Below are 15,687 nucleotides of genomic sequence, written 5' to 3'. Positions count from 1 at the left end.
CCCGGCCGCCCTTCGATGGTGTAGAACGCGTTCCAGTCATGAGCTCGCCCGACGGAGTGTCGGACGTCCCACCTAACGTGCTCGGCATGACGCCATCCGCACACGCGTATGCCTATCTGCGCCCCTCGGCCGTCCTGGACGGCGCCGACGGCCGGCACCTCGACCTGGCCACCTCCGGCGGCGCCACCCCGCTCGGCGCCGTCGCCAACCCGCGCTTCTTCGCCGGGTTCCTCGCCGATCCGGCACCGGCCGCCGCCGCGCTGCTCGCGGTCGCGGACGTCGCGGCCGCGCGCTACTACCAGCCGCAGCTGCGGGCCTCGCTCGACCCGGTGGTCACCGCCAACGGGGACCGGCTGCGCTTCGAGTCCTTCTCGGGCTGCTGCGGCGTCTACGCCCGGCTCGACGTGCTCCGGGCCGGGCTCGACGGGGACGAGATCGGCCACGGCACCACCAACGTGGACGTCAACAACCCGCTGCGGGAGGCGCTGAGCAGGATCGGCCCGGCCGACCCGCTGCACCTCGCCGTCGGGCCGGACGCGCTGGAGGTCACCACCTTCGACGGCCCGCTGGTCGAGAAGAAGGTCCCGCTGCCGGAGCGCTGGCTGCGCGGCTTCGCCGAGACCCAGGTGGTCGCCGCCGGCTTCGAGCTGCGCGCCGAGCTGCCCGCCGCCGAGGCGGTCCGCTTCCTGCGGTCGCTGCCGCGCGGCGGGCGGGCCGGCGTCGGCTGGGTCGTCCCGGCCGGGAGGACGCTGCGGCCGACCACCCGGCCGGTGCCGGGCGCGGTCTGCCTGCCCGGGCCCGAACGGCTGGTGGCGCTCCAGCGGGTGCTGAGGCACGCACTCGCCCTGCGGGTGTACGGGCCGGTGGCGTCCGGGCAGCCCACCGCCTCGGCCTGGGAGGCGGTGCTGCCCGGCATGCGGCTGACGCTGACGCTCTCCCCGGACGCCTCCCGGGGCTTCTCCGGCGAGGGCGGGGTGCTCGACGCGCTCGCCACCGAGGCGGCCCGGCGGGACGCCGAGCTGGTCTCGGTGCTGCTCGCCTGGGAGCCCCGGATCGAGATCGGGGACCTCGCCGCGCAGTCGGGGCTGAGCCCCGAGCGGGTCCGCGCCGCGCTCACCCGGCTGGGCACCGCCGGGCAGATCGGCTACGACGCCGCCGAGGCCGCGTACTTCCACCGGCAGCTCCCGTACGACTCCGGGCGGGCCGAGGCGGCCAACCCCCGGCTGCGGGCCGCCCGGGCCCTGGTGGAGGCGGGCGCGGTCCGGCTGGAGGAAGGCGGGGCGACGGCCGTCGTCACGGTGGACGACCACATCCAGCGGGTGCGGGCGGACGAGTCGGGGCGGCTGAGCTGCACCTGCCTGTGGTGGGGCAAGTACCGGGGCGGGCGCGGGCCGTGCAAGCACGCGCTGGCGGTCGGGATGGTGCAGGGGTCGGCCGCCTCGGCGGGGGCGTTTTCCGAGACGGGTTCCGTCGCCCCGCCGGAGTCGGTGAAGGGGGCCGGAGCGTGAGCGCGACGGCGGACGCCGACCGGCAGGGCCCGGTCGAGGAACTGCTGACGGCCGTCCGCTCCGGGCGCCTGGCGCGAATACCGGAGCTGCTGGCGGCCCTGGACGCCGCCCAGCGGCGGGCCTGCCTGCCCGGGCTCAAGGCGCTGCGCAAGGAGCTGCGGGAGGACTGGTCACGGGAGGCGAACGACGTCCGGGCCCGCCTGCTGGTGGCCGGGGCCGGCTGCCACACCGGTCCGGCCGGCGCGGCCGTCTGGCTGGCCGCCGGTGACCTCAGCGTGCGCGACTGGCCCCGGAACTCCGTGCTGCACCAGGTCATCGAGGCCCAGCCGGTCGAGTGGCAGGTCGAGGTGGCCACCCGGCTCGCCGAGCGGCCGGTGCGGAACTGGGGCTGGTCGATGTACCCGGTGGCGGAGGCCGTGGTCCGGCGCACCGGCTGCGAGGTGCCGCGCACCGCGAACTTCGTCCGGAACTGGGTGGACCACACGAGCGACCTGGGCGGCCCGCGTCCGACGCTGGCCCAGACGCTGCGCGAGGACCCCTTCACCCCCGTGCTGCTGCCGGAGCTGTTCGAACTCGCCGACATCGGCTACACCCTGACCCTGCGGCTCAGCCCCCGCCCCGGCGACGTGTGGACGGAGGCGATCGGCGAACTGGCGGCGGCCGGCGTGGTGGCGCGGGCCGAACTGCTCGACCGCTGCCTGGCCCGGCTGCTGCGCGGCGGCAAGCCGGCCGACCAGCGGGCCTTCCTGGAGGTGCTGCGGGCGCTCGATCCGGCGCCCGAGGAGTACGCGGCCCGGGTGCGCGACCTGGTGGCACTGCTGGACGGGCTGTCGACGACCGCCGGACACGCCCAGGAGGTGCTCGCCGGGCTGGACGCGGCCGGGCTGATCGGGCCCGAGGTGCTGGTCGAGGCCTCGGCGGTGGTGCTGTTCCGGACCGAGAAGAAGCTGGTCCGCGCCCAGCTGGCCTGGCTGGACAAGGCCGCCCGGCGTACGCCCGAGCGCTCCGGCCCGGTGGTGCTGGCGGCGGCCGAGGCCTTCGGGCACCCGGACACCGCCCTCCAGGAGCGGGCGCTGAACGTGGTGGCCCGCCACCTGAAGGCGGCGGGCGAGGCGGTGCTGCCGGAGCTGCGGGCCGCCGCCGGGACGCTGGGCCCCGTGCACCACGGGCGCGCGGGCGAGCTGTTCGGGGCACCGGTCGGCGGTGACGGGGACGACCCGGACACCGGGTGGAGCGAACTCCTCCCGCCGGCCCCCGGACCGCGACCGCTCGGAGCGCCGATCGGCTCGGCGGCCGAGCTCGCGGAGGAGCTGTCCGCCCTGCTCGCCGCGCGCGATCCCGAGGTCGCCGTCTTCGAACGGGTGCTGGACGGGCTGGTGCGGCTGACCCACCTGGACCGGCGGGCCCTGACCGAGGCGGTGGAGCCGGTCCGCCGGGTGAACCCGTGGCACGGCGGCGGCAACCGCGGGGACTGCGCGCCCCGGGACATCCTCTACGTGGTGGCCGCGGTGGAGGGGCGGACGCCGCCGTGGAAGATCTGGGACTACCTGACCGGGAGGGGGCGCTCGCCGCTGCACGGCTCGCGGACGTCGGTGCACGGGGCCGTCCTCGCCGCCCGGCTGGAGGAGGCCGCCCGGCAGCTGATCCAGGGCCCGCCGCCGTACCTGCTCGCCACTCCGACCGATGCCACCGGCGCCCTGGACGCGGCCGTCCTGGTCGAGCGGCTGGCCGGGTACCAGGCGGTGGGCGCGACCCCGGGGAAGGCCGACCTGTCGCAGGCCCTGCTGCGGGTCGGGCCGGCGGTGGACGAGACGGTGCCGAAGGCCGCCGAGGCGCTCGGCTCCCCGGCCGGGCGCCGACTGGCGCACTGGCTGCGCACCGGCGGCCTGCCCGGACAGCCGTCCGAGCGGGTGGTGTTCGCGCCCGGCAGGGGCGCGCGGCGCGCCGACCCGTACGGGGACCGCTGGTGGGAGAGGGTCCAGCGGACCGCCGTCTCCCAGCCGGGCATCGGCGAGGGGCCGAGGGGGCCGGGCGGGGAACGGCTCGGGTCCGAGTTCCGGGCCCTGCTGGACGGCACCGAGCCCAGCGTGGACCGCGCCCGCAAGGCGTACGACTGGTCGTGGCAGCCCGTCGGGCACTGGTTCGCGATGCTGCCCTGGCACCGGGAGGAGCTGGCCGCGCGCTGGCTCGACCCGTTCGCCGCGGGCGCCGACCGGGACGAGTCCGGCGCCGCCCGCCACCTTCCGCTGCTCGCCGAGGCCGGCGGCCCGGCCGGACTCGCGCTGCACCTGGCGCTGGCGTACGGCCTGGGCGCCCGGCAGGCCGAGGACCGGACGGCGGCGGTGGACGCGCTGCTGGTGCTCGCCGCGCGCGGCGACCTGGACGGCGAGCTGCTCGGGCGCGAGCTGGGCGCCCTGGTGGCCTGCGGCACGGTCATGGCCACCCGGTTGTCGGCGGCGCTCGGCATGGCGGCGGAGACGGGTGCCCGGGCGACGGTCTGGACGGTGCTCGGGGCGGCGCTGCCGGCCCTGCTCGGGGAGGCCGACCAGTCGACGCGCGGGCTGGGCGACCTGGTCGCGCTGGCCGCCGACTGCGCCCGGCGCACCGGGGCCCGAGGACCGGTCGCCGAGGTGACGGCGGCGGCCGGGCGCGCGGGATCGGGGCGGCTGGTCAAGGAGGCCCGGGTGCTGCGGGACGTCCTCGCCGGGTGAGGTGGTGGACCGCCGGGGAGGGCGGCGGCTGGCGGCTGACAACTGACAGGTTTCAGATTTCAGATGTCAGATTTCAGCGAACGACTTTCAGCGAACAGATTTTGAAATCTGTTCGCCGAAAGTCGTCACTCGTCCGTCGGCCCCCGCGCCCCTCGGACCCGCCGCCTCGTCCGGCCCGGCGCCGACCAGGGGCGCGCCCGCGCGTGGCGTGGCGGCGACGGCGCGCCACCACAGCCGCAGCGCGGGCGGGGCGGCGGGCTCGAAGGGCTTGCCGGGGCGGGGCACCGCCAGCCGGGCTCCGAGGGCCTGGGCGGCGGCGAGCACCCGCTCGACGGGCTCCTCCCAGGGGTGCAGCGCGAGGTTGAAGGTGCACCAGTGGATCGGCAGCAGCAGGGCGCCACCCAGGTCCAGGTGCGCCCGCACGCCCTCCTCGGGCGTCATGTGCACCTCGGGCCAGAAGTCGCTGTACGCGCCGACCTGCATCATCGTCGCGTCGAACGGGCCGAGCCGGCGCCCGATCTCGGCGAAGCCGGGGAAGTACCCGGTGTCCCCGCTGTGGAAGATCCGGTGCCCGCCGCCGGCCACCACCCAGGATGCCCACAGGAACAGCGCGCTGGTGCGCGGGCCCCGGCTGCAGTAGTGGCGGGCCGGCGTGGCGGTCAGGGTCAGCCCGGCGACCTCGGCCGACTCCCACCAGTCCAGTTCGACGATCCGCTCGGCCGGTACGCCCCAGCACTCCAGGTGCGCGCCGACCCCGAGCGGGACGGCGAACACCGCGCCCGTCCCGATCAGCGCCCGGACGGTGTCCATGTCGAGGTGGTCGTAGTGGTCGTGGGAGACCACCACGACGTCCACCGGCCCGAGTTCGGACAGCGGCAGCGGCACCGGGTGCAGCCGCTTGGGCCCGGTCCAGGAGAAGGGCGAACAGCGCTCGCCCCAGACCGGGTCGAGCAGCACCCGCCGGCCGCCGATCTCGGCGAGCACGGTCGCGTGCCCCAGCCAGGTCAGCCGCAGCCCGGACTCCGGCGGCGCGGCCAGGTCGACCGGGAGCAGCCGGTGCACCGGCACGGCGGCGGCCGGAGCCCGGCGGGTCTTGTCCCCGGTCAGCTGGGCGCGGGTGATCTCCAACGGGCTGCGCTCGTACACCAGGCGGCGGGTCGGCAGGGGGTTGCGGAAGGCGCCGTCGACGAAGTTCGGGGAGCGGCGGATGCGGGCCAGCCGCTCGCCCCGGGGCTCGGCGCCGAAGGCCTCGGTGCGCACCCGGTGCCACAGGGCCCTGGGCAGCCCGGCGAGGCCCGGCACCGCGCGCTCGGCGGGCGGCGGGACGAACTGCGAGGACAGACCGGCGAGGCGGGAGAACCACGGGGCGGGGCGGGGCACGGCTCCTCCAGGGACGGTCACGGCTACCGGCCGGGCCGGGGCGCGCAGCGCAGCGGCGGGCGGGGCTGCTGCGAGACGACAACCATCTCGTCGGACGTTACTCGCCGTGGGCCGTGCGGACCCGGTGAAGGGCCCCGCACGGTCCAATCGGCGTACCCGGGGCCCTGTCGGCCCCGCACGGCACCGCGGCCCGTCCGTCGACCGCGACCCGTCCTCCGGCCGCGCGGCCCGGGGACCGTGCCATGGCCGCCAGGCCCGCCCGGCCCGGCGCTCGGTCCGTCGACCGCGCCCGGCCTGCCCGGCCCCGTGCGGGGTCAGGCGTAGAACCGGGTGATCGTCTCCGCGACGCAGTGCGGCTTGGCGCTCCGCTCGCTGGTGAGGGTGAACCGCACCACCGCCTGGACCCCGCCCGGCACCTCGGTGGCCGAGAGCAGTTCGGCGGTGGCCCGGATCGCCGTGCCCACCGGCACCGGCGCCGGGAAGCGGACCTTGTCGGAGCCGTAGTTCAGCGCCATCCGCACGCCCTCGACGGTGTAGCACTCCTTCGCCAGCACCGGGATCATCGACTGGGTCAGGTAGCCGTGCGCGATGGTCGAGCCGAACTGGCTCTCCTTGGCGCGCTCCGGGTCCACGTGGATCCACTGGTGGTCACCGGTCGCCTCGGCGAACAGGTCGATCTGCCGCTGTTCGATGGTGTGCCACCGGCTGGTGCCCAGTTCGGTGCCGACGGCGGCGGTCAGCTCGGCGAGGGAGGCGAAGGTCGTCACGGTGCGCTCCTGGTGGGGGACGGCCCCGGGCAGGGATCAGGACGCCGGAAGCGTATGCCTACCCACCGGTATCTGTCAGGAGGCGGACGGAAAACCGGTGTTCACGGGCCTGGCCGCACCCGGACCGGTGGGGAACAGCCGACGGCCGCTGACCAGCTCCGGCACCAGTGCGACGAACAGCGGCTCCGGATCGCCCACCCAGGGGCGCAGGCCCGAGCGCAGCACCCGGCGGAGCTGGTCCGGCTCGCTCACCACGTCGGCCCGCCCGTGCACCAGCACGCTCCACCCGGTACGCGTGACCGGGTCCAGCAGATCCGCCTGGAAGGCCACCACCGTGCCGTCGAGCCCGCGCGCGGTGGCACTTCCCCGGCGCACGGCGAGCACCAGTCGCCCGTCCAGGACCTCGAAGGAGACCGGCAGGACGGCCGGCAGTGCGTGCTCGGTGTACACCACGCGCCCGACGGGCACGGTGCTGAGCAGCCGCAGGCACTCGGCCTCGCTCAGGGTTTCCACACGGTCCTCACGCTCCATGCGTCCGATCGTCCTCGGTCGGTGCGCGCGCCGATAGGGCCCATGGTCCCTGAGCCGACGGGCCGGGAGCCCCGTCGGAGGCCGCCCGGAGCGGTAGCCTGCCCGGCGGGTGGAGGAACGGTGGAGGAGGGGGACGGATGGCGGGCGGGGTCGATCTGGTCGTGATCGGGGCGGACGGCGGGCCGGACCGGGCGTTCGGCGGTGCGGCGCTCGCACCTGACGGCGCCCGGCTGCTCGCCGAGGTGCTGCCCGGGATGTTCTTCGACACCGGCGCGGCCGGCTGCCGGGTGGCCGCGGTGCCGTCGGACGCGGACGCCAACGCGATGCTCACCGCCGTCCGGGAGGCTGCCCAGCGCCCCGGCCGGTGGCTGCTGGTCTGCCTGGTCGGCCAGTTGGTGGCCGATCCGCGTGGCCGGCGGCTCGCCCTGGTCACCGCGGGCAGCACCGCCGACAACGCCTACCGCCGGGGCCTGGCCTGGGACTGGGTGGTCAGCGCGATGGTGCACGGGGACCAGGAGGAGGCGCTGCTGCTGGTCGACGCGGTGGCCGACCGGGACACCTGGTCGGCTCTGGAGCGGGGCGAGGACGGCGCGGGCGAACTGCTGAGCTACTCACGGGTCCCGCTGTGGGGCCGGATCGGCCGCTACGCCCCGGGCAGCCGCTACGCCCCGAACAGACGCGGCCGGGACGCCGTACGGCCGGGCGGGGAGGGCTCGTTCAGCGCGGCCCTGACCACCGCCTTGCGCCAGGGCGTCCCGGGAGCCCCCGCGGCGGTCGGCCCGCACGATCTCCAGCCGGCCGTGGCCGCGCTGACGGACGGCGGTGAACCGGCCGGTAGTTCGGGCGCGCCCGGCGCGCGCCTGCTCGTTCCGCCGCACGCCGGGCGGCTCTTGATGCGCAATCGGGCCGCGGTTCGGGGCGCATTGGCCGGATTGTCGCTTTCCGAGGAACTGTTGGCCGTTCTGTGGCGGGAAAGTGCCCCGACGGAACCGCCTTCCGCGTAAGGTCAGGGGGCCTGAGGTGTTGCCGTGATGGGGTGGGTTGGCGAAGAATCGATCCCCAGCGGAAACACCGGCGGGACGGCGGAATTCTTCGGGCGGCCGTGGATCACGGATCGGATCGGTCGCGATGAGGTGGGGCCATGCGGCAGCGCGGAAATGTGTTGCGCCCTGGGGCGGTTGGGGTCAGTGGGGCGGTTCTGTTGTTGCTGCTCGGCGGCTGTGCGAGCGGCGGTGCCGGCGGTTCCGTCGATCGCATCGGCTCGTCCGCGCCCACTGTGGCTGGAGTGAACCCGGTAACTCCTTCGAGTGGTCCGGCAAACGACTCGATCGCGCCGACCGAGGGCCCGGAAGGGGCGATGGGGCGGCTGGCCCTGAGGACGTATCAGGACTGGTGGCAGGCGCAGGCCGAGGCTTTCGGCCGTACGGATTCGGACGGATTCTCGCTGGAGGGGTACTCCTCCGGTCGGGCGCTGTCGGACACCCTCGTGGGCCTGCGTCAACTCCACGACGCGAAACTGGTGATGACCGGATCTCCGCACAATTCCGCGGTGGTCAAGACCGTTGATCTGAAAGCCGATCCGCGGACCGCCGTGATCGAGGACTGCGTCGACGTGTCGGGCTGGCACCGCGTCGACGCCGCCACCGGGGCCGCGAAGGACCCGGCCCAGCGAATCGACCGCTACCTGGCGACGGCGTCCCTGCGCTGGTACCAGGCGCGTTGGCTGATCTACGACTTCAAGCGGGAGGTGGACCGGACATGCTGAACGGACGTCACCGGGTCCGGCGAATCGCGTTCCTCGCACCGTTGTCCGCCGGGCTGCTGCTGTCCTCGGCGCTGACGGCGGCGGCGGAGGAGCCACCGAGCGGCGGGGGAGCCACCCAGTGCGCCCCCGACAAGATCTGCTCGGACGTCCACACCGGCGGCAGCACGACCGGCCCCGGGTCCACCCAGCCGGGCGGCGGAGGGGGTTCGGGCGGCGGCCCGTTGGTGTGCAGCTACCACGGGGTGGAGTGGGCCTGCCACGATCCGGAACTCGGCTGGTTCAACAGCGACCAGGGCTGCTACTACAAGGTGCTCGACCCCCAACTCCCGGCGGGCGCACCGGAGTGGGGCGACCACAAGCCCTCGGACGGCGCGCTCTACTCGAAGGTCTGTCCGCAGACCGGCGGCGGCGCCGACGGCGCCCAGATCGTCTTCGAGGCCAACGCGCCGGCCGGCCCGCCGGTGCTGGACCTGCGCGCCATCGGCATCAGCCTCGCCCACGAGATGAGGTTCCCCAAGCCCGCCGCGGGCGTCGCGCCCAAGGGCACGGCCGTGGTGAAGGCGCCGGTCTGGCTCTGGCTGGACGGGGTCAAGGCGCCCGAGCCCAAGACGCTCGCGGTGCCCGGCGCCTCGGTCACCGTCACGCCGGTGCTCAAGAACGTGACCTGGACCTTCGACCAGGGCATGGAGGTGACCTGCGACACCGCCGGGACGCCGTACGACGCTAAGTACGGCGGCGCGAAGTCCCCGGACTGCGGGTACGAGTTCGCCGTCGGCTCGGGCACCAAGAAGGACGGCGTCTTCGACGGAACGGTGACGGCGCACTGGCAGGGGCACGTGGTCGTGACCGGGCCGAACGCCAAGGTCTTCGACGTCGACCTCCCGCAGTCCGCGGGCTTCGGGCTCAAGGTCGCCGAGATGCAGGTGCTCAACTGACCGCGTCCTCGTGACCGGGGACCTGTGACCCGGGCCCCTATCCCGCGACCACGCGAGCCACATCAGCCAGACCAGCCAGACGAGCAAGACCATCCAGCGCACGCGGCCAGAGCAGCCGGAGACGAACAAGGGAAGGGCGGAACCCGGTGGAGAACCGTACGTTCGCGACGCCGGGAACCGGCACCTCCGCGGGCCCCGCGGCGCCCGCCGCGCTCCCGGAGCAGCAGGAGCAGGGCGGTCCGGGCAAGGGCGGGGGACGGGTGGTGCCCCACGCGCCCGGGCGGACCATGCGGGCCAGGCGGCGGCGCCCGGCGGTGCTGGCGATGGCGGTCGCGCTGATCGCGGCCGGCGGGCTGGGCGGGGCCGTCCTCTACAACAGCACCGGCCAGCGGGTCGCGGTGCTGGCGCTGGCCCGGGACGTGCCCTGGGGCCAGGTGATCACCGAGGACGACCTGGTGGTCGCCCGGATCGCCGGGGACCCGGCACTGCACCCGGTGTCGGCCCAGGACCGGGCGAAGGCGGTCGGCATGCGGGCCGCCACCGACCTCAAGCGCGGGGCGATGCTCACCGGCGCCGACCTCGCGCAGGGCCTGACGGTGCAGCCCGGCCAGATCGTGGTCGGGGTGTCGGCCAAGCACAGCCAGCTGCCTGCCAGCCGGGTCCAGCCGGGCGTGCAACTGGTCATCGTCTACACCCCCGACAACGGCCGGGCCGACTCGCTGCCGGCCACCGCGATCACCGTCGGCCGGGTGGACACCGACGGCAGCCAGGTGATCGACGTGGCGGTCGGCACCGCGGACGGGCCCCGGCTCGCGCAGTGGGTGGCGAGCGGCCGGATCCAGGTGCTGCTGGCACCGCGCGGAGCGGCGGCGGGCGGTCCCGGCGCCGGGACCGCGCCGAGCCCGGCACCGGGCGGCGCGCCCGCGGGTGGCGCCCCCGCGCCGGGCGGCGCCACGCCTGCGGCCACCGGATCGGGTGCCGCCACGCCGGGCCCCACGGCCTCCGGCGCCGGGACCGCGTCGGGGGCCCCGGCCACGACGGGCGGCGCCTGATGGCGGTGATCGCGGTGGTCGGCGGCCCGGGCGCTCCGGGGGCCACCACCACCGCGCTGGCGATGCTGCTGGCCTGGCCGCTGCCGCCCGGCCGGCGGATGCTGCTGGTCGAGGCCGACCCGGACGGCGGCGCGGTGCTCGCCGGCGCCCTGGAAGGCCGGGTCGAGGCCGTGTACGGGCTGCGCAACCTGGCCGTCGCCGACCGGCGCGGGCTGCTCGCCCAGACCATCTGGGAGCAGCTGATCGACCTCTCGCCCGAGGGCAACGCCGACCGGCTGCTGCTGCCCGGGCTGACCGACCCCACCCAGGCGCCCGGCCTCGCCTACACCTGGGAGCCGCTCTCCGACCTGCTGCACGGCGTGGAGCAGCAGGGCTACGACGTGATCGTGGACCTCGGCCGCTCCGGCGCCACCGGCCACAGCGCGGTGCTCGCCCGGCGCGCGGACGTGGTGGCGGCGACCGTGCGCACCACGCTGCGCGGGCTGAGTTCGGCCCGGCCCCGGCTCGCCGCCCTCGCCGAGGACCTGGCCTCGGCCGGCACCGGGGCGGACGCGCTCGGGCTGCTGCTGGTCTCCGAGGGGCCGTACTCGCGGGCGGAGGTGTCCCGAGAGCTCGGACTGCCCGTCCTCGGGGTGCTGCCGTACGCCGCCCGGACGGCGAAGGTGCTCTCGGACGGCGGGGACACCACCGACCGCCGGTTCATCCGCTCGGAGCTGATGCGCACGGCACGGACGGCGGCGGACGAGGTGCAGCTGCTGGTCCGCCGCCGGCGCCAGCGGCTCGCGCCGGGCGCGGCGCCCGCCCAGCTGACGGCGGGCGGCCCGGCGGGGGCTCCCGGCAGGGCCGCAGCCGCCCCTGCGGGCCCCGCGGCGCCGGTGTCGGTGCCGGTGCCGGTGCCGGTGCCGCCGAGTTCGCCGATACCGGCCCCGCCCGTGCCGTCGGCGCCGCAGCCGCCGATGCCCGTGCCTCCCCCCGGGGCCTCCTCCGCGCCCGTGCCGGGGCCCGCTCCCACGCCGGGCCCGTACGGGCAGCCGGGGCACGGACAGGGCGGCTACGGTCAGACGACGCACGCCCAGACCCCCTACGCTCAGGACCCGTACGCTCAGGACCCGTACGGCCAGGCCACCTCCGGCCCGGCCTCGCCCGGGCCGGTCGGGTACGGATCGGCGCCGCACGGCCGGCCGGTGTACGGCCAGTCGGTGCCCGGACGCCCCGCGCACGCCCGTCCGGCGCACGCCCGTCCGGCGCATGCCCGTCCGGCAACCGGCCCGGTCGGCTACGCGGCGGCGGCCGAGAGCGAGCAGCCCTCCTACGCCCCGCCGCAGCCCGTCCCCCCCGTGATCACCACCGGCCCGGTGGCGCCGCTGGCCGGGCTGGCGCCGCAGCCGGCCGCCCCGGCGCCGTTCCCCGCGCACGTCCAGTCCGCGCCGAACGGCGATACGGGCGACCAGTACCCGCTCCAGCAACCGCTCGTGACGAACCGTCATGACGATCCCGGCGGGCCGTACCCGCACAACCCCGGGGAGGTGCTCCGTGCGCGGTAGCCCCCTGCACCAGCGCCCGTCCTCCGATCCGGCCGCGCTGCCCTGGGCCGCTCCGGCGCCCGCGGCCGCTCCCGCGCCGACGCCCGGCCCGGTCGCCCCGCCGTACGGATACCGGCCCGGCCCGGTCGCGCCCCAACCCGGCCCCGCCCAGCCCGCCGCCCCGCAGCCCGTTCCTCCCGGCGCGGCCGGGCCCACCGCCGTGCCCTCCCAGCTGCCCTCGCTGGACCTGCGCGGCGCCGCCACCCGCCCGGCCGTCGATCCGCAGGTCGCCCGTGAGCTCAAGCGCCAGGTCGCGGCCGAACTGCACCAGCAGATCAGCCGGTTGACCAGCGCCTCCGGCTCCGAGCCGGACCGCGCCACCCGCCGCCAGCGCGGCCGGGCGCTGATCGAGGAGGCCGTCGCCCGCTGGTCCGACGCCTACGCGCAGACCCACGGCATCCCGCCCACCCGGGAGCAGGACCGCGCCCTCGCCGAGGCCGTCTTCGACCTGCTGTTCCGGGCCGGCCGGCTCCAGCCCTACCTGGACGACCCGGAGATCGAGAACATCCTGATCAACGGCTGTGACGACGTCTGGGTCTCCAGGGTGCACCAACCCCTGCGCCAGGTACCGCCGGTGGCCGACAGCGACGCCGAACTCATCGAGCTGCTCCAGGACCTGGCCCGCCAGCACGGCGGCGGCGAGCGCAGCCTGTCCACCGCCAGCCCCACCCTCGCGCTGCGCCTGGAGGGCGGCATGCGCCTCCAGGCGCTCACCGAGGTGACGCCCCGGCCGTACGTGGCGATCCGGCGCCACCGGGTGGCCTCCGCGACCCTGCCCGAGATGGTCGAACTCGGCACCCTGGACGCCACCTTGGCCGCCTTCCTGGCCGCCGCGATCCGGGCCCGGAAGAACGTGATGATCACCGGCACCCAGGGCGTCGGCAAGACCAGCCTGCTGCGCGCCATGGCTGCCGAGATCCCGCCGGACGAGCGGATCGGCACCCTGGAGTCGGAGTTCGAACTCTGGCTGCACACCCTCGGCCACCTGCGCCAGGTCGTCCCGATGGAGGCCCGCGAGGGCAACGGCGAGCGCGTCGAGGGGCGCCTGGCCGGGGAGTTGACCCTCGGCGACCTCATCCCGGCCGCGCTGCGCATGACGCTCTCCCGGATCATCGTCGGGGAGGTCCGCTCCGGCGAGGTCGTCCCGATGCTGCGGGTGATGACCAACGGCGAGGGCGGCTCGATGTGCACCCTGCACGCCCGCGGCCCGCACATGGTCGTCGACCGCATCGCCGAACTCTGCCTGGAGTACGGCTCGCACATGACCGATTCACTCGCCTACCGGCTCACCGCCAACGCCCTGGACCTCATCGTGCACGTCACCATGGTCGACGAGACCGCCGTCGGCGGCCGTCGGCACCGCTTCGTGTCCCACGTCCTGGAGGTCACCGGCCTCGGGGAGAGCGGCCGGCCCGCCCTGAACACCGTCTTCGGCCCCCGGCCGGACCTCGGCGAGCCGCGGGCCGTCCCGCACACCCCGCCGCAGTGCCTGGACGACCTGCGCCGGGCCGGCTTCGACGCCTCGCTGCTCGGCTCCCGGTACGGGAGTTGGGCCGCCCCGCTGCACCTGCGGATCGGCGGTGGCGCGCGGTGATGCTGCTCTTCGCCCTGTGCGGGCTGGCGCTCGCGGGCGGCCTGGTCACCCTGGTGGTCTGGGGCCGCGGCAGCGAGCCCGAGGAGGAGGACGGGGCCGAGCGGACGGAGAACCCGCTCGCCGGCCGCCTCCACGTGTTCTGGTACGGCGCCCCCGGGACGGTCACCCCCCGGATGGCGCGGCTGCGCCGGATCCAGCTGCTGCTCGCGCTCGTCGGCGGGCCGCTGGCCTGGCTGTTCACCCGCATCCCGCTGACCGCGCTGCTGGTGCCGCTGGCCGTCTTCGGCCTGCCCTGGCTGTTCGACACCACCCGCCCTGACACCCAGCGGATCGAGCGGCTGGAGGCGCTGTCCGAGTGGACCCAGCGGATCGCCGACGTGCTGTTGCTCGGCGTCGGCCTCAACCAGGCCATCGTCACCAGCCGCCGCACCGCCCCGGCCGCCCTGGAGGACGAGATCGGCGAACTGGCCGCCCGGCTGCAGGCCCGCTGGCGGCCGGAGGAGGCGCTGCGCGCCTTCGCCGACAGCCTCGCCGACGCCACCGCCGACAAGGTGCTCGCCGCGCTCGTGCTGCGGGCCGGCGACAGCGGACCGGGCCTGGCCCGCACGCTCTCCGACATGGCCGACTCGGTGCGCGAGGAGGTCCGCCAGCGCCGCGCCATCGAGGCCGACCGGGCCAAGCACCGGACCACCATCCGCTGGCTGGTCGGCATCATCGTGCTGGTGGTGACGGCCGGCTCCTTCAACACCGAGTACACCCGGCCGTACGGGACCCTCCTCGGCCAGCTGGTCCTCGCCGTGGTGGCCGCCCTGTTCGTGGCGATCATCGCCTGGATGCGGGCGCTGGCCTCCCACCCGCCGGTGCCCCGGCTGCTGACGCCGGACCGGCGCAGCAGGAGCGGACGGCGCTCCGGCGCTCCGGCGCCCGCGCCGCAGCCCGCCGAGCAACTCGGGGAGGTCCGGTGATCTCCCCCTGGTCCGTGCTGGCCGGCGCCGTCGCGGCCGGTGGCCTCGCCCTGCTAGTCGCCGAACTGCGCCCGACGCCACCGGACCTGGGCCAGGCGCTCGACCGGCTGCACGCCACCCCCGCCGACCGCGCGCAGGACCCGGACGAACGACCGCGCTGGTACGACCGGATCGGCGAACGGTCGGTGCGGCTGCGCGGCGTCTCCGTGCCGCGCCGCGAACTCGCCCTGATCGGCCGCACCCCGGCCCGGTTCATGGTGCACAAGCTGCTGTTCGCCGCGCTCGGCCTGGTGCTGCCCGCCTACCTGGGCGCGATGGCCGTGCTGATGGACGTCGGCCTGCCGTTCGCGCTGCCGCTGGTCGTCGGACCGCTGCTGGCCGGCCTGCTCTGGTTCGTCCCCGACGCCATCGTGCGCGGCGAGGCCAAGGAGGCGCGCACCGAGTACCTGCACGGCATCGCCGCCTACCTGGAACTCGTCGCGATGGAGCGGGCCGCGGACTGCGGCCCCGCCGAGGCGCTGCGCCGGGCCGCCGCGGTCGGGCAGGGCACGGTGTTCCGCCGGATCCGCGACGCCCTGGAGCGCGCGGCCACCGACCGGCTCCCGCCCTGGGCTGGACTCGACGCTCTGGCCGAGGAGTTGGGGCTCAGCCCGCTCCAGGACGTGGCCGACATCATGCGGTTGTCCGGCACCGACGGCGCCGCCGTGTACGACACCCTGCGGGCCCGTGCCAAGGGCCTGCGCGGGGAACTGCTCGCCGAGGACCTCGCCCGTGCGAACGCCGACAGCGAGCGGATGGTCGCGCCAGGGGCGGCCCTGACCCTGCTGATGACCGTCCTGATCGTCTTCCCCGCGCTGCACCAGATGCTCAACTGACCGGTGCCCGGCTCCGGTCCG

General features: G+C 75.9%; 13 protein-coding genes. 10 read left to right on the top strand and 3 right to left on the bottom strand.

Annotated elements, in window-relative coordinates:
* The first annotated feature begins 86 nt into the window (after window positions 1–86).
* Entirely contained in the window at window positions 87–1,508 is a 1,422-nt protein-coding gene (locus tag ACZ55U_RS27115; protein WP_465529926.1) for an SWIM zinc finger family protein, read from the top strand.
* Window positions 1,505–4,219: a DUF7824 domain-containing protein gene (locus ACZ55U_RS27110; RefSeq protein ID WP_465529924.1), complete on the top strand. Its 2,715-nt coding sequence runs from the start codon at window positions 1,505–1,507 to the stop codon at window positions 4,217–4,219. Before ACZ55U_RS27115 ends, ACZ55U_RS27110 begins: the two co-directional genes overlap by 4 nt.
* 87 nt (window positions 4,220–4,306) lie before the next feature.
* On the opposite strand, the gene ACZ55U_RS27105 is transcribed toward ACZ55U_RS27110, so the two are convergent.
* The 3 genes from ACZ55U_RS27105 to ACZ55U_RS27095 form a co-directional block, all read right to left on the bottom strand.
* Window positions 4,307–5,521 (bottom strand): MBL fold metallo-hydrolase, encoded by a 1,215-nt coding sequence (locus ACZ55U_RS27105; RefSeq protein ID WP_465529988.1) that lies wholly within the window; start codon window positions 5,519–5,521, stop codon window positions 4,307–4,309.
* 392 nt (window positions 5,522–5,913) lie between these two features.
* On the bottom strand, window positions 5,914–6,366 hold the full coding sequence (locus tag ACZ55U_RS27100; protein WP_465529922.1) for a MaoC family dehydratase: 453 nt from the start codon (window positions 6,364–6,366) through the stop codon (window positions 5,914–5,916).
* A 75-nt stretch (window positions 6,367–6,441) separates the two neighbouring features.
* Window positions 6,442–6,897, bottom strand: a complete 456-nt coding sequence (locus tag ACZ55U_RS27095; RefSeq protein ID WP_465529920.1) for a pyridoxamine 5'-phosphate oxidase family protein — start codon at window positions 6,895–6,897, stop codon at window positions 6,442–6,444.
* 137 nt (window positions 6,898–7,034) lie between these two features.
* On the opposite strand from ACZ55U_RS27095, the gene ACZ55U_RS27090 reads away from it, so the two are divergent.
* The 8 genes from ACZ55U_RS27090 (at window position 7,035) to ACZ55U_RS27055 (ending at window position 15,666) form a co-directional block, all read left to right on the top strand.
* Window positions 7,035–7,901: a hypothetical protein gene (locus ACZ55U_RS27090; protein ID WP_465529918.1), complete on the top strand. Its 867-nt coding sequence runs from the start codon at window positions 7,035–7,037 to the stop codon at window positions 7,899–7,901.
* A 137-nt stretch (window positions 7,902–8,038) separates the two neighbouring features.
* The gene (locus tag ACZ55U_RS27085; RefSeq protein ID WP_465529916.1) at window positions 8,039–8,662 is read left to right on the top strand and encodes a hypothetical protein; all 624 of its coding nucleotides are present in this window, start codon (window positions 8,039–8,041) and stop codon (window positions 8,660–8,662) included.
* Window positions 8,656–9,597, top strand: coding sequence for a hypothetical protein (locus tag ACZ55U_RS27080; protein ID WP_465529914.1), 942 nt, complete (start codon window positions 8,656–8,658; stop codon window positions 9,595–9,597). Before ACZ55U_RS27085 ends, ACZ55U_RS27080 begins: the two co-directional genes overlap by 7 nt.
* Window positions 9,598–9,743: 146 nt before the next feature.
* On the top strand, window positions 9,744–10,649 hold the full coding sequence (locus ACZ55U_RS27075; RefSeq protein ID WP_465529912.1) for an SAF domain-containing protein: 906 nt from the start codon (window positions 9,744–9,746) through the stop codon (window positions 10,647–10,649).
* Window positions 10,649–12,193, top strand: coding sequence for a hypothetical protein (locus ACZ55U_RS27070; protein WP_465529910.1), 1,545 nt, complete (start codon window positions 10,649–10,651; stop codon window positions 12,191–12,193). The genes ACZ55U_RS27075 and ACZ55U_RS27070 overlap by 1 nt, the downstream gene beginning before the upstream one ends.
* Window positions 12,183–13,826 (top strand): CpaF family protein, encoded by a 1,644-nt coding sequence (locus ACZ55U_RS27065; protein WP_465529908.1) that lies wholly within the window; start codon window positions 12,183–12,185, stop codon window positions 13,824–13,826. Before ACZ55U_RS27070 ends, ACZ55U_RS27065 begins: the two co-directional genes overlap by 11 nt.
* On the top strand, window positions 13,826–14,791 hold the full coding sequence (locus ACZ55U_RS27060; RefSeq protein WP_465529906.1) for a type II secretion system F family protein: 966 nt from the start codon (window positions 13,826–13,828) through the stop codon (window positions 14,789–14,791). The genes ACZ55U_RS27065 and ACZ55U_RS27060 overlap by 1 nt, the downstream gene beginning before the upstream one ends.
* A complete protein-coding gene (locus tag ACZ55U_RS27055) occupies window positions 14,788–15,666 on the top strand; it encodes a hypothetical protein (protein ID WP_465529904.1) in 879 nt (292 codons plus the stop codon). Before ACZ55U_RS27060 ends, ACZ55U_RS27055 begins: the two co-directional genes overlap by 4 nt.
* Window positions 15,667–15,687 lie beyond the last annotated feature (21 nt).

It is taken from the genome of Kitasatospora sp. NPDC034533 (assembly GCF_055575155.1).
This window is presented reverse-complemented; position numbering and strand designations above follow the sequence as displayed.